The organism is uncultured Bacteroides sp. (assembly GCF_910586915.1).
GTDB lineage: Bacteria > Bacteroidota > Bacteroidia > Bacteroidales > Bacteroidaceae > Bacteroides.
This window is the reverse complement of the sequence record NZ_CAJULN010000007.1, coordinates 71,926-95,012: the sequence shown is the minus strand read 5'-3', so window position 1 is coordinate 95,012 and position 23,087 is coordinate 71,926. Positions and strand designations below refer to the sequence as shown.

Sequence of the window (23,087 nt, the reverse complement as noted above, 5' to 3'; positions counted from 1 at the left end):
TTATGAAATTCATTTTAGGATTTAGAGATAGAATATATTATTTTTGTTTATTAAAAATTTAATCTATGAAGAGTAAATTTGAAATCAAAAGGAGAGTCATCGGGAGTGCGTTTTGCCTGTCGGTGATATTTTCAGCCGGCTCTTGCGCGGGAGACGGATTCGATGAGGAAACCTTTTCGGGCGGTGTGACGAATACCCAGCTGGAATCTCCTGAGGCTTCCAAAGTATCTTTTGAGAAAATAGCGGGAAAGCCTAATGTAAAAGTAGAATGGCCGGTGGTGATGGGAGCCGGCGGTTATTTGTTTTCCATGTATATCGTGGACGACCCTTCCAATCCTGTAGCGGTAGTGAAAGACTCCATTATAGATGGTTGCTCCGTGGCCTGTGCCTATTTGGACGACACCAACTACAAGGTGGAAATCAAAACATTGGGAAACGAAAAATATAACAACCAGGACGCCGCTTCGGCCTCCGAAGTAAGCTGGTCGACATTGGTTCCGGCTACCCCCATTCCGGCAGGAACGGATTTGACAACCTATTTTACAAACAATCCCATCACCACGGGCAAAGACGTCGAAGTAGCCTATGAGTTGGAAGCCGGTGGCTCCTATACGATTTCGGGCGATTTGGACCTGGGAGTTAACAACGTACAATTGCGTGGAAACAAGATAAACCACGCCAGGGTGACCTTTACAGGTTCCGGCTCCATTGTGTCGTGCGGTGGCGGTATGGCCCTGAAATTCATTGATTTCGACTGCGACGCGGTTTCCAAAGGAAGTTTTGTGAAGTTTGGCGATGTACCTGAAGAGATAAAAGGTATGAACAGTTATGGCCTCGTCACGAATCCGATGATTATCCAGTCGTGCGAGATTCGCAACGTGCGTCATTACTTCGTCAATATCAACGGAAAGAAATATGCGATTCAGAATTTTATCGTTCGCGATTGCATTATCCGGTTTTACCAGGATTCGGAGATATTCAACTTCAACAGCAATAACTCTTTTGTGAAAGACTTCGAACTCAGCAATTCCACGCTTTACAATCTTTCGGACGGCAATAACGGACGCTTCATGCGCGTTGCCGGAGGAAAAGGGGCGGATGCGGGCTGGTCGGACTGCTCCATGAATTTTACAAGCAATACCTTTTACAACATATCCCGCAACCAGGATTCGTTCAACTCCAATGTATGGAACCGGCAGAAGAACACCGTGACGCTGAGCAAGAACATCTTCTACGACTCCTGCAAGGGAGAGTTCAACCGCCGAATCGTGGGAGGACGCACGGACAACGCCAAGACTTGCGACAATAACTGTTACTGGTACAACGGCGGAAGTGCCCTCGACAAAGAATCCAACGGCAATTACGGTGATAAGAGTACCACGGCCTATGGCGTAGACCCCGGTTTTAAAGACCCTGCCAACGGAGATTTCACGGTAGGCCATCCTGATGTAATCGGTCACGGTAGCGGCGACCCCCGTTGGTTAAAGTAAAACAAATAAAAAAACATTAATACTATAGAGATGAAACATAAGAATGTATTTAAGCTATGTTTAAGTCTGCTTCTCTCGTTGATGATGTCGTTGCCGCTTGTGGCACAAGACGGCAAACTCTTTAAAGGAGTGGTGGTAGACGAAACCGGAGAACCTGTAATCGGTGCTGCTGTAAAAGTGGTGGATACTACGATTGGAACAATTACCGATTTGGACGGAAAATTTGCGATAAACGTTCCTGCGGGCAAATGGGTGGAAGTATCCTACATCGGATACACTCCGCAGAAAATCTCGGATTTCAAGTTGACGAAAATCATATTGAAAGAAGATACGCAACAGTTGGAAGAAGTGGTGGTGGTAGGTTACGGCACCCAGAAGAAGGCACATCTGACCGGAGCCATCGCTACGGTCCCGATGGACGAAATACAGGATATCTCGAGCGGTAGCCTGGCCAATACATTAAGCGGCCTTGTCAACGGAGTATCCGTCAGTGGCGGCGACGCCCGCCCGGGAGAGAATGCCCGCATCACCATCCGTCAGAACGATGTACTGTCGAATATGGGCAACAATAACCTGGAACCTTTGTATGTAATTGACGGATACATTTACCCCACCGAGGTCAAAGTAGGTTCGACAGTAGAAAACCTGGGAGCCACAGCTTTCAACAACTTAGACCCCTCCATGATTGAAAGCATCTCGGTGCTGAAAGACGCGGCGGCTGCCGTGTATGGAGCACGTGCGGCGAACGGCGTCATTCTCGTCACCACGAAGAAAGGTAAACTTGGCGCACCGCAGATTTCGTATAGCGGCACTTTCGGTATCGCCGACGAAGTGTCCCGCCCCAAGATGTTGAGCGCCTACGAATATGGCCGGTTGTGGAATGCAGTACGTGCGGCCGACCCCACGGATACTTCAATCAACCTGTTGGAAGATTTGTTTCAGGCCGACGAGCTGAATGCGATGAAAGGTCTTCACTACGATTTGCTCGACAAGTACTGGAAAGCCGCATTGACACAACAGCATAGTGTCAATTTGAGCGGTGCTACCGAAAAAGCAGGCTATTTTGCCGGTATCTCTTATTTCAATCAGGATGGAAACTTGGGCAATCTCGACTATGACCGGTGGACTTACCGTGCAGGAGTGAATGTGAAAGTGAGCAAATGGCTCAGCGCAGGCTTGCAGGTATCCGGCGACTATGGAAAGAAGAATACCCCTTTGAATAAAGTGGGAGGTTCTAAAACCGAAGACTACAACACGTTGCTCACCCATCCGTACTACATTCCGGAAGAAATCAACGGTTTGCCGATTGCCGCTTTCGGTGTGGGCAATTCGCAGGTGAGCAATGTGCAGAAGTATAACTTTGCGGCCCTGCAAAACAATGGCGACTATAGCAGGAACATGACTTCCAACATGAATATCAACGCCAACGTGGAATATGATTTCGGATGGAACAAATGGCTCAAAGGACTGAAAATGAAGTTTACGTATTCAAAAAGTATCAATTCGGCCAAAACAAACCAATACGGCTCTTCTTACGACCTTTATTACATGGCCGACCGTGCCGGAAGCGGAAAACATCTCTATACACCCATACCGGGGCAGGAGGATGCTTACGACCTTTTGCTCGGCTCCAACAACTTCTTGTATGCCAACAACGGCAAACCGGTTGTGAACGGTGATACTTCTTTCCTGAGCAGAAACATGAACCGCACGGACAACTATCAGATGAACTTTACCGTCACCTACAACAGAACCTTCGGAGCGCATACCCTCGGCGGATTGTTCTCCATCGAACGTTCGGAAGCCGAAAGCGAATTTGTGGTGGGTAGCATCACTTATCCGTATGAATTTACCAACGGTCAGTCCAACTCGATGAGTGCGGAGGGCAAAGGCGAGACTTCGTTCTCGCGTGCCGAATCGGGTACATTGTCTTACATCGGCCGCATCAACTATGCCTATGCAGACAAGTATATGTTGGAGTTCCTGCTCCGTTCGGATGCATCGACCAAATTCGCACCGGAAAACTATTGGGGTTTCTTCCCCTCCCTGTCTGCCGGTTGGGTCATCTCGCAGGAAGAGTGGTTTAAGGAGCGTGCCAAAGGGATAGATTACCTGAAGTTGAGAGCTTCGTTCGGTTTGACCGGCCGCGACAATACGCTTCCGTGGCAGTGGGCACAGAACTATGCGATGGATAAAGACAAAGGCTTCATCTTCGGCACAGGCACGGAACTGAACGCAGGCAGCCATATTACGATTAACAAAAACATATCTGCCATCAACCGCAATGCACATTGGGATAAATCCTACAAAGCCAACTTGGGATTGGATTTCAACGTCCTGAACAATCGCCTTGCCTTTGCCATTGACGGATACTACGATTGGAACCGCGAAATGCTGCTTCCCTACAAATCGTCGATACCCGGCACGGTGGGAACACAGTCGGCCTATGTGAATTATGGCGAAATGGACGCTTACGGAGTAGAACTCTCAGTGACGTGGAGAGACAAGATTGGAAAAGATTTCAAATACAAAGTACAGGTGAACACCGGATATACGGACAATAAAGTGTTGGTAGCCGACTGGGATGACCCGCTCACGTATAAGAGCTTGCGTAAGGGAGACCGGACGGACATCGGCACATGGGGGATGCAGTGCATCGGAATGTTCCGCAGTTATCAGGACATTGATGAATATTTCGAGAAATACAACATCACCAAATACATGAATATGACCAAAGACGAGGTCAGACCCGGTATGCTGATTTATAAAGACGTGAGGGGAGAATTGCAACCCGACGGAACGTATGCAGGTCCCGACGGTGTGGTAGACAAGGAAAACGACCAGGTGAGAATGTCCAACCGCAACAATCCCTACGGATTCACCACTAATTTGAGTGCCGAATACAAAGGATTCTCCATCAGCGCACAGTTGAACGCCAGTTGGGGCGGATACAGCTTTGTACCGACAGATGCGATTAAGTTGGGCAACAAAGGCGATTCGGCAGGCAGCTACCAGGATTTGGAATATGCCAATATGCCTTCGTTCTGGAATACAGACAATATGTATGTTTACCAAGATGTGCTGGATGCTGCGGGCAATGTGGTAGTGAAGGCCAATCGCGAAGCGATGTATCCTAATCTGAAACATGTTTCCGTCAATAGCGTCGCTTCTACCTTCTGGCGTGTGAGCGGTACGCGTATCCGGCTCAACCGTCTGACGCTGGCCTACAAGATACCTTCGCGATATACCAAAAAGATAGGTATCGAGAACTGCCGTTTCAACGTGACGGGACAAAACCTGCTGAGCTTCTACAATCCCTATCCGGACAATTTCATGGATCCGATGACAGCGTACGGTACGTATCCTACATTGCGTAAGTTTACGATTGGTGTGAATGTAACATTCTAAAAGAAAAAACAATGAAAAGAAAAAATATACTTATGCTGAGCGTTGCTCTTATGGCAACATCCTTTCTCGAATCGTGTAGCGATGAGTTTCTGCAAGATAAGAAGAATTACGATTACGCCAGTCCGCAGGACGCCTACAACAATTACAGCGGAGCTTTGTCGCGCGTAAATGACGTGTATAAATTTATCATGCCCGATGTGAAGGCAGCCCCCGACTACCAGTACAACAGTACGGGCGATTCGGACACACAGTCGCAGTCGACCGAAGAATACAGTGGTTTCGGAGCTTTCGTTGACCCGCGTGCGCCACTGACTTATCAGTCGGGCAACAACCCCGTGCCCGATTACTTTCATGGCACGAGCGGTAATATTCAGAAAATGACGTACGGTTTCATCCGGAACTGTAACGACGCAATCGAAGGAATCGAAGGCAGTACGTTATCGCAGGAGCAGAAAAACGAACTGTTGGGACAGTTGTATTTTCTGCGTGCATGGCGTTACTACAACCTGCTCAAGTGGTATGGCGGTGTCCCCATTGTAGATAAAGTGCAGGAAGTGGTGGCAGGGTCGGTGACTCCCCGTTCTACCACCAAAGCGTGTGTCGACTTTATTTGCGAAGATTTGAAAAAGTCGTCGGCACTGCTGGCTCCTTTTACACAAAACGGAGGATGGACAGGTAAGGATTTGGGACGTGTCACTTCCGGTACGGCGGAAGCCTTGCTCGGACGTGTACGCTTGCTTTATGCCAGCCCGCTTTTCAATCGCGCCAACGACGTGAATCGCTGGCAGCAGGCTTACGACGACATCAAAGCGTCCATAGCCGTGCTGGAAGCCTGCGGAAACGGATTGCAGAATTTCGAAACCCCGGGAAAGAATGCAGCCGGATGGGCCAAACTTTTTACGGAAGCTGACAACAACCGGGAAGCTGTAATGATGGTGCTTTACAATACAAACTCTTCGACGAGTGCCGTGGACTACAGCAAGAACAACCCGTGGGAGCGGGGTATCCGTCCGAAAAATACGTTAGGAAACGGCGGAAAAACCCCGTCGGGAATGATGGTCGATTTGTTTCCGATGGCCGATGGCAAACGTCCGGCAACCTACGGAAGCTATACCAAACTGGAAACTTCCGAATATGCATACGACACCAATCCCGAATCTCCGACGTGTACGCCTGTCTTTATGAACCGCGACCCTCGTTTTTATCGCACTTTCGCATTCCCCGGCGTGCATTGGCATTTCAAGGGAGACCCGCGCAACGATAAGAACAACAATCCCTACGAAGGTGCGTCTTACGAATTGTGGAACTACGTATGGTACACCTCCGAGAAAGACAGAGACGACATCGAAAGCGGAAACACCTATGGAGCGGACAATCTGCTCGACAATGTAAAAGGACTTTATATACGCAAACGCTCGGACGACCTCCAGGTAAACTCAAACCCGAGATACCAATATACGCAGGAGAACGGATTTACATACAATGCAAACCCGTATATCGAAATCCGCTATGCGGAAGTTTTGCTCAACTATGCGGAAGCTGCCTGCGGACTTGCCTATGCCAAAGGGGGCGACAACGCCCTGCTGAAAGAAGCGGTAGAGCAGTTGAAGCTGATTCGCCAGCGTGTAGGATATACGGGCGACTGCGGTTTGCAGGCCAGTCTTGAAACCGATGCTGCCGCCTGTATGTCGGCCATCTTGTACGAACGGCAGATTGAGTTGGCTTACGAAGGCAAGCGTTTTGACGATTGCCGCCGCTGGCTGTTGTACGATGGCGACGGAGTGGGAGGCGGAGTCTACACAGACAACTTGCCCGCTTCATGGAAACTGACCGGATGGAATGGAAATACCTGCAACTGGTTGGGATTCGCTCCCCTCAACGGACAGCGCCGCGACAACATCGAATATCGCGTAAGAAACGATTATAATAACGGCCTGGGAGGCAACTCGTGGCCGGTGGGAGACGCAAGCAAAAACCCCGACCCGCTGAAAGACGTGAAACGCCCGAAGGCTTTGGATTTGAACGGGGATATTTCCGCATCACAGGAAACATTGAAAGAGTTTTATGATACATACCTGATTCGCAAGAAAAAGAAAGGTGACTCTTACGACTCCAATAAGGGGGAATATCAAATTGCTTTCTATCCCAGATACTATTTCCTCGGTCTGTCTCAGGGTGCTCAAAGTGCAAATACGGCAGTACAGCAGACCGTTGGATGGGGAGACTACAACAATGGTGGAGCCAACGGTACATTCGACCCGTTGGCAGAATAAAGCCCTTTTCATAAAGCATGACGCAAAGCCGCCTTTTCTCCGTTTGGTGAGAAAGGGCGGCTTTCTTTTTTATCCCTCCCCAACGATGATGCGGCAAACTTTTTTTATAATGGCTGATTACAAATCTTTTTTTCTTTCGTCTTATTATTGTATTTTTGAATTAACAACTTCACAAAATCAAATAGAAATGAAGAATAAGTATGTACTTTTAGCAGCATTCGCTGCAACAATGTGGACTCCGGCAGTCGTATGGGCGCAATACCCGCAGATAACCGAAGAAGCCAAAGACAACTATACGAAAATGATGGCCGAAGAGCGGAAACGGTCGGACGAAGCCTGGGCGAAAGCATTGCCCGTTGTGATGAAAGAAGCGAAGGAGGGACGTCCCTATATCCCCTGGGCAGCCCGTCCGTATGATTTGCCGCAGGCGGATATCCCATCGTTTCCGGGAGCCGAAGGCGGCGGAATGTACAGTTTCGGCGGCCGTGGCGGTAAAGTGATTACCGTGACCAACCTGAACGACCGCGGACCCGGTTCCTTCCGCGAAGCGTGCGAGACAGGCGGTGCGCGTATCATCGTATTCAACGTGGCAGGTATCATCCGCCTCGAATCGCCGATTATCGTCCGTGCTCCCTATGTCACCATCGCCGGACAGACGGCTCCGGGCGATGGCGTTTGCATTGCCGGCGAATCATTCTGGGTAGATACGCACGATGTCGTTGTACGCCATATGCGTTTCCGCCGTGGAGAGACGAAAGTGTGGCACCGCGACGACTCGTTCGGAGGAAACCCTGTGGGCAATATCATGATTGACCACTGCTCCTGCACGTGGGGACTGGACGAAAACATCTCTTTCTACCGCCATATGTACGACCCGAGCGAAGGCCAGTACGAAAGCAAAGACCTGAAGCTGCCTACCGTGAACGTAACCATTCAGAACACCATCTCGGCAAAAGCACTCGATACATACAACCATGCATTCGGCAGTACATTGGGCGGCGAGAACTGTGCGTTTGCACGCAACCTTTGGGCAAGCAACTCGGGACGCAACCCCTCTATCGGATGGAACGGTATATTCAATTTTGTTAATAATGTAGTGTTCAATTGGGTGCACCGTTCTTCCGACGGCGGCGACTATACCGCTATGTTCAACATGATTAACAACTACTACAAACCCGGTCCTGCCACTCCGAAGGATTCCAACGTAGGACACCGCATCCTCAAACCGGAAGCTGGACGCAGTAAGTTGGACCATAAAGTCTACGGACGTGTCTACGCCGACGGAAATATCATGGAAGGCTATCCGGAGATAACCCGCGACAACTGGAACGGCGGTATTCAAATCGAAACCCAGCCCAACACGGACGGATTTACCGAATATATGCGCAGCTATCAGCCGTTCGAAATGCCGTATATCCGTATCATGGGAGCGAATGATGCATACGACTATGTCCTGCGCCACGCCGGAGCCAACATCCCTTGCCGCGATATCGTTGACGAACGCATCGTGGAGGAAGTGAGAACGGGTATCCCTTATTACGAAAAGAAACTTCCGAAGGATGCTTACGGCGACCTGACAGGACTCTCGCCCAAGTCGATGGGCAAGGACGGACAGTTCAGATACCGCCGTCTGCCGAAGGACTCCTACAAACAGGGAATCATCACCGACATCCGTCAGATGGGTGGCTATCCTGAATACAAAGGCACGCCGTATGTCGATACGGACGGCGACGGAATGCCGGACGAATGGGAAATTGCCAACGGACTGAACCCGAACGACCCGACCGATGCCAACAAAGATTGCACGGGCGACGGATATACGAATATCGAAAAATACATCAACGGTATCAGTACGAAGCACAAAGTGGACTGGCGCGACCTGAAGAACAACTACGATACATTGGCTGAAAAAGGAAAATTGATGTAAACATGAAAAAGATATTCATCATTGCTTTGCTGTTGCTTTCCGGTTGGATGTCTGCCGGAGCGGTCGATTTGAACAAGGAGAATCGCGACCCTCAATACGTGGAGTCTATCGTCGGCCGTTCGCAGAAGATAGTCGACAAACTTGGGATTACGGATGCGAAAGTGGCCGAAAGTGTACGCAATATCATTGCCAACCGCTACTTCGAGTTGAACGATATCTATGAGGTGCGTGATGCAAAAGTCAAAAAGGCGAAAGAATCCGGTCTGACCGGCGACGCCAAAAACGATGCCATAAAGGCTGCCGAGCACGAGAAAGACGCGGCGTTGTACCGTTCGCATTTCGCTTTTCCGGCAAACCTGTCGCTTTTCCTCGACGAGAAGCAGATAGAAGCCGTGAAAGACGGTATGACCTATGGCGTAGTGAAGGTGACCTACGATTCTCACCTCGACATGATTCCAACCTTGACGGAGGAAGAGAAGGCGCAGATTTACGCCTGGCTGATAGAAGCCCGCGAGTTTGCTTTGGATGCGGAGAACTCGAACAAAAAACACGCGGCCTTCGGAAAGTATAAAGGACGTATCAACAATTACCTCACCAAGCGCGGATACGACTTGAAGAAAGAACGCGAGGAGTGGTATAAACGCATAAAAGCCCGTGGAGGGTCTATCTGAAAAAAGACTGTTTCATAAAAAATGAAAGGTTAGTTTGTTTGATGAGTAAGCAGGACGGTTCGGTTTCGGGCCGTCCTGCTGTTATTATTATATCCTCCTTGCAAGAACTTATCGCCCGGTTTGAGTACAAAACCGGCTCGTTATCGTCTCCTTTGTATATAAGGATATAATATAGACTGAAACAGCAATGAAAAAGTTAAGGAATGCATTAGCAGCAATAGGTATTTTGTTTTTGGCTTCGTGTGGAGGAAGCAAAGACTATTATATGTTCACCTCCTTCCACGAACCTGCCGACGAAGGGTTGAGATTCCTCTACAGTGAGGACGGAATGCATTGGGACAGCATCCCCGGAGTGTGGTTGAAGCCGGGGTTAGGGCAGCACCGACTGATGCGCGACCCCTCGATGGTGCGTACTCCCGACGGGACTTTCCATTTGGTATGGACTACGAGCTGGAAGGGCGATTTTGGCTTTGGCTATGCCCATTCCGACGATTTGATTCACTGGTCGGAACAACGGATGATTCCTGTCATGGCAGACGAGCCGACCACCGTAAACGTATGGGCTCCGGAGATTTTCTATGACGAAGAGGACGGACAGTTTGTCGTCGTATGGGCTTCCTGCATCCCCGGCCGTTTTGAGCGGGGGATAGAAGACGAGAACAACAACCACCGGTTGTATTATATCACCACAAAGGATTTCAAAACCGTCTCCAAAGCGAAAGTATTGTACGACCCGGGATTCAGTTCGATTGATGCAGTGCTTGTGAAACGTGCGCCGAGCGATTACGTCATGGTGCTCAAAGACAATACCCGTCCGGAACGCAATCTGAAAATTGCTTTTGCAAACGCCTTGACGGGACCTTACTCGCCTGCGTCGCAGCCGTTCACCGAATCTTTTGTCGAAGGCCCTACCGTGGAGAAGGTGGGAGAGGAGTACCTCATCTATTTCGATGTTTACAAGAAGAAGATATACGGCGCCATGCGCACGAAGGACTTTAAGAACTTCACCGATATCACCCGTGAGGTGAGTGTGCCTGCCGGACACAAGCACGGAACCATTTTCAAAGCTCCGCAATCGGTAGTCGAAACCTTGTTGGAGCATTCACACTAATCATCAATCACTTATTACCCATAATCATGAACAACCCCAAAAAGATTCTTTTTGCATTGGCTGCCGGATGGCTGACAGCTACCTTGCCGGCACAAGACAGAATCCATTATACAGGAACCGAATTGTCAAACCCTTCCTGCCACGACGGACAACTGTCGCCGGTGGTAGGAGTACACAACATCCAATTGATGCGGGCAAACCGCGAGCACCCCGATGCTTCCAACGGCAACGGCTGGACTTACAACCATCAGCCGATGTTGGCCTATTGGAACGGACGGTTCTATTACCAGTATCTTGCCGACCCGTCGGACGAACACGTCCCACCTTCGCAGACGTTCCTGATGAGCTCCGCAGATGGTTACCGGTGGACGAATCCCGAAGTGGTGTTTCCGCCATACAAAGTACCCGATGGATATACCAAAGAGTCGCGTCCGGGAGTGCAGGCGAAAGACCTCATTGCCATCATGCACCAGCGTGTGGGCTTTTACGTCTCCCGGTCGGGCCGGTTGATAACGATGGGAAACTACGGAGTTGCTTTGGATAAGAAAGACGACCCGAATGATGGTAACGGCATCGGCCGTGTGGTGCGCGAAGTCAGGAAAGACGGTTCCTACGGTCCCATCTATTTTATCTATTACAATCACGGATTCAACGAGAAGAATACCGACTATCCGTACTTCACGCGAAGCAAAGACCGCGAGTTCGTGAAGGCTTGCCGTGAGATTCTCGACAATCCGCTCTATATGATGCAATGGGTGGAGGAAGCCGACCGCGAAGCCCCCATCATTCCCTTGAAGAAAGGATATAAAGCATTCAACTGCTACACCCTTCCCGACGGAAGAATTGCCGCCCTTTGGAAGCACGCATTGACTTCCATCAGCGAAGACGGCGGGCATACCTGGGCGGAACCTGTGCTCCGTGCAAAAGGTTTTGTCAACAGCAACGCGAAGATTTGGGGACAACGGCTGAGCGACGGAACTTATGCGACGGTATATAACCCTTCGGAATTCCGTTGGCCGCTTGCCATCTCATTGAGCAAGGACGGGCTGGAATATACCACACTGAACTTGGTGCATGGCGAAATCACTCCGATGCGCTATGGCGGGAACTATAAATCCTACGGCCCCCAATATCCTCGCGGCATCCAAGAGGGGAACGGAGTGCCTGCGGACGGCGACCTGTGGGTCTCCTACAGTGTGAACAAGGAGGATATGTGGATTTCGCATATCCCTGTACCCGTGAAACTTCGTGCTTCCGCTCACGCCGACGATGACTTCGCGCAATGCAAAACGATAGCGGCACTTACCGACTGGAACATTTACGCGCCCGTTTGGGCACCCGTCTCCTTAGACGGACAATGGCTGAGATTGCAAGATAAAGACCCGTTTGATTATGCGAAAGTGGAACGGAAGATTCCCGCATCGAAAGAACTGAAAGTCTCGTTCGATTTGCAAGCCGGACAGAACGATAAGGGTACACTCCAAATCGAATTCTTGGATGCGAACGGAATCGCCTGCTCCCGCATGGAACTGACTGCCGACGGACTTTTCCGTATGAAAGGCGGTTCGCGTTTTGCCAATATGATGAAGTATGAAGCAGGAAAAACCTATCACATAGAAGCCGTCCTCTCCACTGCCGACCGGAATATTCAGGTCTATGTCAACGGCAAGCGGGTGGGGCTGCGTATGTTTTATGCACCGGTGACAAGTATCGAAAGAATTGTTTTCCGTACAGGCACGCCCCGCACATTCCCGACCGTGGATACACCTGCCGACCAAACCTATGACTTGCCGGATGCAGGCGGGCAGGAGCCTTTGGCAGAGTATCGCATCGCTCATGTGAAAACCTTTTCTGCCGACAAGGATGCATCTTCCGCTTTCCTGAAGTATGAGGATTTCAGCCATTACGCCGATTATTTCAACGGTATGGAAGATGAGAACATCGTTCAGGCCATTCCCAATGCCGAGGCTTCCGGATGGATGGAAGAGAACATACCTTTGTTTGAATGTCCGCAACGCAACTTTGAAGAGATGTATTACTTCCGTTGGTGGTCGCTGCGCAAGCATATCAAGAAGACGCCCGTAGGATATGGCATGACGGAGTTTCTGGTGCAGCGTTCGTATGCTGACAAATACAACTTGATAGCCTGCGCCATCGGACATCACATTTACGAAAGCCGTTGGCTGCGCCGTCCGGAGTACTTGGATCAGATTATTCACACCTGGTATCGCGGCAATGAGGGTGCGCCGATGAAGAAGATGGACAAATTCAGTTCGTGGAATGCGGATGCAGTATTGGCGCGTTATATGGTAGACGGCGACAAGGCGTTTATGCTGGACATGAAGAAGGACTTGGAGACCGAATACCGCCGTTGGGAGAATACTCACCGCTTGGAGAACGGTCTTTACTGGCAGGGCGATGTGCAGGACGGTATGGAGGAATCCATCAGTGGCGGCCGGAAGAAGAAGTACGCCCGCCCCACCATCAACAGTTATATGTATGGCAATGCAAAAGCCCTTTCGTTGATGGGTACTCTTTCAGGCGATGCAGATATGGCGATGCGTTATGCAATGAAGGCGGATACATTGAAAACACTTGTCGAGAATAAATTATGGAACGCTCGTCACGGCTTCTTCGAAACGATGCGTGCGGATTCTTCTGCCAATGTCCGCGAGGCCATCGGTTATATTCCGTGGTATTTCAATTTGCCGGATACAGCAGCCACATATGAGGTTGCCTGGAAAGAGATTATGGACGAGAAAGGTTTCTCGGCTCCTTACGGGCTGACTACCGCCGAACGCCGTCACCCCGAATTCCGCACGCGCGGAGTGGGTAAGTGTGAATGGGACGGCGCTATCTGGCCGTTTGCCTCTGCGCAGACATTGACGGCAATGGCTAACTTTATGAATAACTATCCGCAAACGGTTTTGTCCGACAGTGTCTACTTCCGTCAGATGGAATTGTATGTAGAGTCGCAATACCATCGCGGACGTCCGTACATCGGCGAGTATTTGGACGAAGTGACGGGCTACTGGCTGAAAGGCGACCAGGAACGCAGCCGTTACTACAACCATTCTACCTTCAACGATTTGGTAATTACGGGACTGATAGGGCTGCGTCCGCGCTTGGACAATACTGTGGAGGTGAATCCGTTGATTCCCGCAGACAAATGGGATTGGTTCTGTCTGGACAATGTGTTGTATCACGGACACAACCTGACTATTCTCTGGGATAAGAACGGCGACCGCTATCACTGTGGAAAGGGATTGCGCGTATTTGTCGATGGCAAAGAGGTGGGGCACGCGGATACATTGACGAAAATTGTTTGCAAGGATGTCCTCTGTGGTGAAAAAAAGAAAACAAAGAAATGAACCTGAGGAAGTATTATATTTTGATGCTCCTTTGTCTGTCCGGTATGGTGCAGGCAAAGAATATCACCGTCACCTGTCTCACCTGCGAGATGCGGGAGGGGATGGTGGTCGTTGAAGGCTCGCCCCGTTTGGGATGGGCAATGGAGTCGCCTGAGAACGGCACGCGGCAATCCGCCTACGAGATTGATATCCGCGAAACCTTCACAGGGCGTTGTATTTGGAACAGTGGCAAGGTCCGCTCCTCACAGAGTCAGTTGGTTCCGACCGAAAGTGCGAACCTGCCTCTTGACAATCCGTTCAGTTATACCTGGCGTGTCCGCGTGTGGGACGAAACGGATACCCCTTCCGCATGGAGCCGTGAGGCGAAGTTCCGCTCTGCTCCCTCACAGCTTTCCGAAGGGAGATGGATTGGAGCCATTACCCGTCGGGAAGCCCGTTTGCCGGAAGGACGTAAATTTCACGGCGGCGAACTGAGAAAACCTGAAGTGAAAGCGGCGTGGGAAGCAGTAGATACCTTAGCGAAGAAAAGCATTTATCTGCGGAGAACGTTTTTGCCGTCCGATAAGAAAATAGCCGAAGCAACTGCCTATGTATGCGGCTTGGGGTTCTATGAGTTCTCATTGAACGGAAAGAAAGTCGGCGATAGTGAGTTTGCCCCGTTGTGGAGCGACTATGACAAAAGCGTTTATTACAACACATACGATGTAACCGAACAGTTGCAGCAAGGCGAGAACGCCGTCGGAATCTTATTGGGCAACGGATTCTACAATGTACAGGGAGGACGTTACCGCAAGTTGCAGATAAGTTTCGGTCCTCCCACGCTCTTGTTCGAGTTAGTCATCAACTATGCGGACGGCACACGCACAATCGTCCGTTCGGACAACGAATGGAAATATGCGTTGAGCCCCCTAACGTTCAACTGCATTTACGGTGGCGAGGATTACGATGCCCGCCGCGAACAGGAGGGATGGAACCGGCCGGGATTTGACGATAGCCGTTGGCGTGAAGTAGTTATGCAGGAAGCCCCCAAAGGCGTACTCCGTCCGCAGATGGCGTCGCCCGTGAAGATTATGGAACGGTATGACATCCGAAAAGTAACCCGGCTGAATACCGACCAAGTGGCAGCAGCTTCCAAATCTACCAAACGGACGGTCGACCCTTCTGCTTTCGTCCTGGATATGGGGCAGAACTTGGCAGGCTTTCCGGAAATAACCGTACGTGGAAAACGCGGGCAGAAGGTTACTTTGCTGGTAGCCGAAGCCTTGACGGACGAAGGTGCCTGCAACCAGCGTCAGACGGGTCGCCAGCATTATTACGAATATACGCTGAAGGGAGAGGGAGACGAGACCTGGCATCCCCGCTTCTCCTATTACGGTTTCAGATATATCCAGGTGGAAGGCGCCGTGCTGAAGGGGCAGAAGAACCCGCAGCAGTTGCCCGTACTCAAAAACATCCAATCCTGCTTTGTGTATAACTCGGCAAGGAAGGTATCTGCGTTCCAATCGTCCAACCGCATCTTCAATGCTGCCCACTGTTTGATAGAGAAGGCAGTGCGCAGCAATATGCAATCCGTCTTTACCGACTGCCCGCACCGCGAGAAACTTGGGTGGCTGGAACAGGTACATCTGAACGGGCCGGGACTGTTGTACAATTACGACCTCACCGCCTACGCTCCGCAGATTATGCAGCACATGGCAGACGCTCAGCACGCCGATGGAGCAATGCCGACAACAGCCCCGGAATACGTGATTTTTGAAGGTCCGGGAATGGATGCTTTCGCCCAATCGCCCGAATGGGGCGGTTCGCTGGTCATTTTCCCCTTCATGTATTACGAGACGTATGGAGACGATTCGCTGATAAGGAAGTATTATCCCCATATGCGCCGCTACGTCGATTACTTAAAGACACGTGCCGACAACGGTATCCTCTCCTTCGGGCTGGGCGACTGGTATGATTACGGAGACTTCCGCGCCGGGTTCTCCCGGAATACACCTGTCCCGTTGGTAGCGACTGCACATTATTACATGACCGTGATGTATCTCGCCGAGGCCGCCGCGATGGTGGGTAATGAGTGGGATGTCCGCTATTACAGCTCGTTGGCGAACGACATAAAAATAGCCTTCGACAAGCGTTTTCTGAACAAAGCCACGGCACAGTATGGTACGGGAAGCCAGTGTAGCAACGCGCTTCCGCTCTTCCTTCGTATCACGCAGGATAAGAGCGTGCTTGCTAATCTGATTAAAGACATCGAAGCCCACGGCAACCGGCTCACTACCGGCGATGTAGGCAACCGTTATCTGATTCAGACACTGGCACGCTACGGCAGGCACGAGCTGATATATAAAATGTTCAATCACGAAGATGCGCCCGGCTACGGTTTCCAACTGAAATTCGGCGCCACCACGCTGACCGAGCAATGGGACCCGCGTCAAGGCTCGTCGTGGAATCACTTTATGATGGGACAGATTGACGAATGGTTCTTCCGTTCACTGGTCGGTATCCGTCCTTGCGGCGTCCCTGCATCCGGCACTTCGCAGTGCGGTGCGCGTCAAGGCTACCGGCAATTTGTCATTGCTCCCCAGCCTGTGGGCGACCTGACGTTTGTCAGCGCTTCGTATGATACGTTATACGGTACTGTCAAGGTAGACTGGACCCGCAAGGACGGTACTTTCACGCTGAACATTACTGTCCCGGTGAATACGACCGCGTTTGTTTACCTTCCGGGAGCGAAAGAACCGGAAGAGGTGCAAAGCGGTACATACAAGTTTGTATGCACGGAATAAAAGAATCTTTTGCATATATTTGCCTGGCTTTATCGGTCAGCCTTCTCCGAAAGGCAACAGAAAAATCATATTTAATCATACAACTATGAATTTACGAACAACTCTTCTCTCTTTTCTTTGCCTCTGTGCGGCAACCGTCTTGCGTGCCGAGCGCATAGATATGCTGAAAGCCGGCGCAAAGGCAAACGGCAAGACGCTTAATACCCGAGTAATCAATGCCACAATCGACCGTCTCCACCGCGGTGGCGGCGGCACACTGTTCTTTCCTGCGGGAACATACCTCACGGGCAGCATCCGCATGAAGAGCAACATAACGCTCGAACTGGAAGCCGGAGCCACGCTGCTCTTTTCCGACAACTTCGACGATTATCTTCCTTTTGTGGAAGTCCGCCACGAGGGAGTGATGATGAAAAGTTTCCAGCCATTGATATACGCGGCCGATGCGGAGAATATCACCATCAAAGGCGAAGGCACGCTCGACGGACAGGGCAGGAAGTGGTGGCTGGAGTTCTTCCGCGTCATGGTCGACCTGAAAGACAACGGGATGCGCGATATCAACAAATACCAGCCGATGTGGGATGTGCAGAACGACACGGCCGCCATCTACGCCGAGACGAACAAAGACTACGTGAATACACTGCAACGCCGCTTCTTCCGTCCGCCGTTCATACAGCCGGTGCGCTGCAAACGCGTGAAGATTGAAGGAGTGAAAATCATCAATTCCCCTTTCTGGACGGTCAATCCGGAGTTTTGCGAAGACGTGACCGTCAGAGGAATTACCATCGACAACGCCCCTTCGCCCAACACGGACGGCATCAACCCCGAATCGTGCCGCAATGTGCACATCAGCGATTGCCACATCTCGGTAGGTGATGACTGCATCACCATCAAGTCGGGGAGAGACGCGCAAGCCCGCCGGCTCGGCGTTGCCTGCGAGAACATTACCATCACCAACTGTACGATGCTTTCCGGCCACGGCGGTGTGGTGATAGGCAGCGAAATGAGCGGTGGTGTGCGCAAGGTGACCATTTCCAACTGCGTGTTCGACGGCACAGACCGGGGAATCCGAATCAAGTCGACCCGTGGAAGGGGCGGAGTAGTGGAAGACATCCGCGTCAGCAACATTGTGATGAGCAACATCAAGCGGGAAGCCGTCGTGCTGAATCTGAAATACAGCAAGATGCCGGCAGAGCCGAAGAGCGAGCGCACACCCGTTTTCCGCCACATCTCCATCAGCGAGATGACCGTGACCGATGTGCAGACGCCGCTCAAAATCGTCGGGCTGGAGGAAGCTCCTATATCCGACATCACCTTGCGCGACATCCGCATCCGCAACGGAAAGCAGAAGTGCATCTTTGAAGATTGCGAACGCATCACCGCCGACCAAGTGTTTGTCGATGGAGAAGAACTCAAACTATCTTACCAATAAAATCAAGTCAACAGAAAAATGAAACGAATACTTTTCACGGCGCTCCTTGCCGCATCCCTTTCGGCAGAAGCGCAGACACAGACATACGAGACGGAGTTTGCCCGTCCCTTGCGCGAAGTACTGACAGAAATCGAGACACGCTTCAAAATACGCTTGAAGTACGACATCGACACGGTGGGCAAGATGCTGCCTTATGCAGATTTCCGCATCCGCCCTTACTCGGTGGAGGAGTCGCTGGCGAATGTGCTGGCTCCTTTCGATTACAAGTTTGTCAGGCAGAAGGGAAATATGTACAAGCTCAAAGCCTACGAATATCCGCGCCGTACGGAGGCCGACGGGGAGAAGATGCTGGCCTATCTCCATACGTTGTATGCAGACAAGGAGGCGTTTGCCCTTCGTGCCGACTCGTTGAAGAAGGAGGTCCGCGCACGATTGGGGATAGATGCGCTGTTGGCGCAGTGTGTGAAGTCGGAACCAGTGCTCTCGAAAATACGCAAGTACGACGGCTACACCGTGCAGAACTTCGCCCTGGAGACATTGCCCGGATTGTATGTCTGCGGTTCCATTTACGCTCCCCGCTCGAAGGGAAAGCATCCGTTGATAGTCTGCCCGAACGGACATTTCGGCGGTGGGCGCTATCGCAAAGACCAGCAGCAACGCATGGGCACGCTGGCACGCATGGGGGCTGTCTGTGTCGATTACGACCTGTTCGGTTGGGGCGAATCGGCCCTGCAAGTGGGCAGTGCGGCACACCGCAGCAGTGCGGCGCATACCATTCAGGCGATGAACGGCCTGCTGATTCTCGACTATATGCTCGCTTCGCGCAAGGATATCGACCGTAGCCGCATCGGCGCCAACGGCGGTTCGGGGGGCGGTACGCACACGCTTCTGCTCACCGTGCTCGACGACCGTTTCACGGCGTCGGCGCCCGTTGTCAGCCTGGCGTCTCATTTCGACGGGGGCTGTCCTTGCGAAAGCGGAATGCCCATTCAGCTTGCCGGGGGCGGCACTTGCAATGCGGAGCTGGCGGCTGCCTTTGCTCCCCGTCCGCAGTTGATTGTCTCCGACGGCGGAGACTGGACGGCCAGTGTCCCCACTTTGGAGTTCCCTTACCTGCAACGGATATACGGATTCCACCAGGCCGCAGACAATGTGACCAATGTGCACCTCCCCAAAGAGAAGCACGACTTCGGAATCAACAAGCGCAACGCCGTATATGACTTCTTTGCGAAGGTCTTCCGCCTGAATAAAGAGATGCAGGACGAAAGCAAAGTGACAATCGAACCGGAAGCTGCCCTCTACAGCTTTGGAGAAAAAGGCGGACTGCTGCCCGAAAGCGCCATCCGTTCGTTCGACAAAGTGGCTGCTTACTTTGATAAAGGCGTCTTTGCCAAACTGAAATCGGATGCTTCTCTGGAGAAGAAAGCGACGGACTGGGTGGCTTCGTTGAACCTGGCCGACGACAAGAAAGCCGGCTTTGCCGTAACGACCATTTATAACCATCTCCGTCAGGTACGCGACTGGCACAACGAGCATCCTTACACGACCATTCCCGCAGGTATCAATCCCTCGACGGGCAAACCGCTGAGCAAACTCGAACGCGAAATGATTGCCGACTCCGCCATGCCGAGGGAGGTGCACGAAAGACTGATGAAGGGACTGCGCAGGGTACTGACGGAGGAGCAAATCGAACAGATTCTCGACAAGTACACAGTAGGCAAAGTCGCCTTTACACTGAAAGGATATCAGGCGATTGTGCCCCAGATGACGGAAGAGGAGACCGCCTTTGTCCTGCAACAACTGAAACAGGCACGCGAACAGGCAGTTGATTATAAAAACATGAAGCAGATTTCCGCCATCTTCGAAATCTATAAGACGAAGTGCGAACAGTACTTCAATGAACACGGCCGCAACTGGCGCCGGATGTTTAAGGAGTATGTCGACAAGCGCAACGCGGAAAAGAAGAAATAGAGTACGTTTCGACCGCATGATACGCTCGTGTCTTCTATAGGAAACGGGCGTATCTACCGTAGGAAACAGCCGTGTCTTGCCGTCGATTGGGGAAACTCGACTGCAAGACACGGCTGCTTTAACCGTATGAGTTCAGTAAATGGAGCGTATGAAACGGGCAGGTCTACCCGATATAAATCATCTTCTTGGTCATTCCACCGTCAATCGTAATATTCTCCCCATTGATAAAATCATTCTCTGCCTGACAGAGAAAAAGGCACATACGGGCGATGTCTTCCGGCTTTCCCACCCGGCGGGAGGGATGTTGCGTATGGTCTTCCGCACGAAGCTCGTCGTACGCCTGGTTCTCTACCCATCCCGGAGCAATGGAGTTGACGGTGATGTTCCATTCGGAAAGTGATAAAGCCAAAGCGTGCGTCAGCGAATAGATACCTCCTTTGGAAGCTGCATAGCCTTCACTGCCCGGTTCGCTCATCAGGTAGCGGGTGGAGCAGATATTGATAATTCTCCCGTAAGGCTTGGGGGAGGGGTGTGCCTTGCGGTGAATGGCAAGCAGGCGTGCAGTGATAAACACCGGACGCAGGTTTACCGAAAGAATCCCGTCGAAATCTTCCACACTGGTTTCCGTGATGGGAGAGAACTTGCTTATTCCCACATTGTTGATAAGGATATCCACATCTCCCCATTCCCTCAGCAGTTGCAGCATACAATTCTCCAGCATCTCTTTGTCGCTCACATCCACTTTGTAGAACTGGCTTCCTGTCTCCCTGGCAGTCTGCTGCCCCGATGCTTCGTTGATGTCACAGAAAGCGACCTGGTTGCCTGCCCGGCAGAAGGCTTCCACGATAGCCTTTCCTATCCCTTCGGCGCCACCAGTGACGAATACTTTCTTTTTCATTCCCTCTGCCTTCGGCTCCGCCTGTACGGGCTTGGCGGGCTGTGTAGTCGCTGTTCTCTTCTTGCCATATTTCTGCGCCTGTTTCCAGGCTGCCTTTCTGGCTTCGTATTGTTCCTGTTGTCTTTCTATGTAGTTGTCTGCCATGATGTTCTTTTATTTGCGGGCAAATATAAGATATAAAACGGACAAAAAGACATTTTAATGTCCCCGTTTTTGGTTTTCATTCTTTTTTCCGTATATTTGTATCTGATTTGAGATTGAAGTAATCTCTGAATGTGACATATTATAAAGAAGCGTTATGTTTATCTTGTAGTTTGGAAACGTAGGAAATTTTCAGATTAGATACAAGGGATAACATAGTGGTTCTCACGCTATAGCGTGGGCTGCTATATCCCATATCCGTATCTAAGGTTTCCTACGACCTCCAAACTGAGACGTGGCATTGGCAGTTCACGCTTCATTGTTTACTAAGAGGGTCTGAGAACTGGAGGCCCCGGAAATCATTATGAAAAACAACATTTTTTTTGGCGTGCTCTGTATGCTGCTTCCTTTATTGAGCAGTTGTCAGATTTACAGTGTAGTGAAAAACGCTACCGACCGTGAGGAGGGGCGTATTGTAATGAACGACGGTACGGAATATGTAGGACGTGTGAAAATGCCGAAGTGCAACACGAAAATAATTCGTATCAAGACTGAAAGCGGTGAAAAGCTGAAAGTGAAGAACACTGATATTGCCGTGCTTGGCGTCTGGAAAAAGACGCATACCGACAAATGTCATTACCTCGTGTGCCATCCATATGTGACAAATAAAATGTTTTCCACTAAAAAAGAAAAGAAGATTGCTCCGCAATGGATGGCTGTGCAGGCGCAAGGCGACCATGTGGAGTTTTATTGTTGCAGCTATAGATACAGCATTCCTAAAGACGGTTCGCTTACCATCACAAGCGTGCAGAATGGGAACATTGCTTTCATAGCGCGCAAAGCCGGCGAAGAACACGGTTACATCATCGGTTATCAGGGAAGCGGGAAAAGGCACTGGCGTACTCAACTGATGAAATACCTGGAGGACGACCCGAACCTGTGTGCCAAACTTGAGAGCAAGGAGATTGACCCTGATAATTTGCAAAAGGTAGCCGACCTCTATAATCCTTCTGAGAAATGAAACCGAAAGCATTGCTGACACTGCTGTTGTTATATGTCAGTGTCGGGTGTCTGGCACAGGCCGGATATACACATATCGAAGTGCAAAGCGGCTACGAACTGTTTCCGGACATGAGCAATAAGTCGGGGTTCGGACTGAACATAGGCGGTCGTTACGCCTTTAATGACAACTGTTTTGTTGCCGGAATGTTGCATTGCGGTGTTAACAACGGTAGTTATAACGGTATGTATGCCGGAGAGATGACGAAACTCGACCATACCTTGCGCGAATATATGTTAGGGGTCGGTCCCGGAATGTATCTCTACAACGGAGGCGACCGTTGGATTTATGTGGATGTCCTCTTCGGCTACGGTTTTGGAGAAGAACTGAAAGATGCTTCAACCTGCATTTCCCGTCCGTTGAACGGTTTTGCCACAGCCGCCCGATGCGGGGTGGAATATCAATTGAAGAACGGTTGGATAGTTGGTGCCAATATAGGCGGGTATCTTGTCGGGAAGCATATCCGTCCGGCTATCTGTCTGAAATGGGGAGTGTTTCTTAATCTTTGAATGAGGGATGGCAGTATCGAGTGGGCAACTGGGGCTGATTGGGCT

General features: G+C 50.8%; 13 protein-coding genes. 12 read left to right on the top strand and 1 reads right to left on the bottom strand.

Annotated features, from left to right (window positions below):
* Window positions 1–65 precede the first annotated feature (65 nt).
* From QZ331_RS04745 to QZ331_RS04700, 10 genes are all read left to right on the top strand, one after another.
* Entirely contained in the window at window positions 66–1,490 is a 1,425-nt protein-coding gene (locus QZ331_RS04745) for a DUF4992 family lipoprotein (RefSeq protein WP_294628495.1), read from the top strand.
* A gap of 30 nt (window positions 1,491–1,520) precedes the next feature.
* The gene (locus QZ331_RS04740; protein ID WP_294628493.1) at window positions 1,521–4,898 is read left to right on the top strand and encodes a TonB-dependent receptor; all 3,378 of its coding nucleotides are present in this window, start codon (window positions 1,521–1,523) and stop codon (window positions 4,896–4,898) included.
* Window positions 4,899–4,909: 11 nt separating this feature from the next.
* Complete coding sequence (locus QZ331_RS04735; protein WP_294628491.1) at window positions 4,910–7,171, top strand: RagB/SusD family nutrient uptake outer membrane protein; 2,262 nt, start codon at window positions 4,910–4,912, stop codon at window positions 7,169–7,171.
* A 187-nt stretch (window positions 7,172–7,358) separates the two neighbouring features.
* Window positions 7,359–9,098: a thrombospondin type 3 repeat-containing protein gene (locus QZ331_RS04730; protein ID WP_294628489.1), complete on the top strand. Its 1,740-nt coding sequence runs from the start codon at window positions 7,359–7,361 to the stop codon at window positions 9,096–9,098.
* A gap of 2 nt (window positions 9,099–9,100) precedes the next feature.
* Complete coding sequence (locus QZ331_RS04725) at window positions 9,101–9,769, top strand: DUF3826 domain-containing protein (RefSeq protein ID WP_294628487.1); 669 nt, start codon at window positions 9,101–9,103, stop codon at window positions 9,767–9,769.
* 187 nt (window positions 9,770–9,956) lie between these two features.
* Complete coding sequence (locus QZ331_RS04720; protein ID WP_294628485.1) at window positions 9,957–10,880, top strand: glycoside hydrolase family 43 protein; 924 nt, start codon at window positions 9,957–9,959, stop codon at window positions 10,878–10,880.
* Window positions 10,881–10,906: 26 nt separating this feature from the next.
* A complete protein-coding gene (locus QZ331_RS04715) occupies window positions 10,907–14,251 on the top strand; it encodes a glycosyl hydrolase family 65 protein (RefSeq protein WP_294628483.1) in 3,345 nt (1,114 codons plus the stop codon).
* Complete coding sequence (locus QZ331_RS04710; RefSeq protein WP_294628481.1) at window positions 14,248–17,034, top strand: glycoside hydrolase family 78 protein; 2,787 nt, start codon at window positions 14,248–14,250, stop codon at window positions 17,032–17,034. The genes QZ331_RS04715 and QZ331_RS04710 overlap by 4 nt, the downstream gene beginning before the upstream one ends.
* 85 nt (window positions 17,035–17,119) lie before the next feature.
* Entirely contained in the window at window positions 17,120–18,463 is a 1,344-nt protein-coding gene (locus QZ331_RS04705; protein WP_294628480.1) for a glycoside hydrolase family 28 protein, read from the top strand.
* Window positions 18,464–18,481: 18 nt separating this feature from the next.
* Complete coding sequence (locus QZ331_RS04700) at window positions 18,482–20,434, top strand: DUF3826 domain-containing protein (RefSeq protein ID WP_294628478.1); 1,953 nt, start codon at window positions 18,482–18,484, stop codon at window positions 20,432–20,434.
* A gap of 163 nt (window positions 20,435–20,597) precedes the next feature.
* On the opposite strand, the gene QZ331_RS04695 is transcribed toward QZ331_RS04700, so the two are convergent.
* On the bottom strand, window positions 20,598–21,476 hold the full coding sequence (locus QZ331_RS04695; protein ID WP_294628476.1) for an SDR family oxidoreductase: 879 nt from the start codon (window positions 21,474–21,476) through the stop codon (window positions 20,598–20,600).
* Window positions 21,477–21,837: 361 nt separating this feature from the next.
* Here QZ331_RS04695 and QZ331_RS04690 point away from each other — a divergent pair, with 361 nt between their 5' ends.
* Together QZ331_RS04690 and QZ331_RS04685 are read left to right on the top strand one after the other, a co-directional pair.
* A complete protein-coding gene (locus tag QZ331_RS04690) occupies window positions 21,838–22,494 on the top strand; it encodes a hypothetical protein (protein ID WP_294628474.1) in 657 nt (218 codons plus the stop codon).
* Complete coding sequence (locus tag QZ331_RS04685) at window positions 22,491–23,042, top strand: outer membrane beta-barrel protein (protein WP_294628472.1); 552 nt, start codon at window positions 22,491–22,493, stop codon at window positions 23,040–23,042. Before QZ331_RS04690 ends, QZ331_RS04685 begins: the two co-directional genes overlap by 4 nt.
* The last annotated feature ends 45 nt before the right edge of the window (window positions 23,043–23,087 follow it).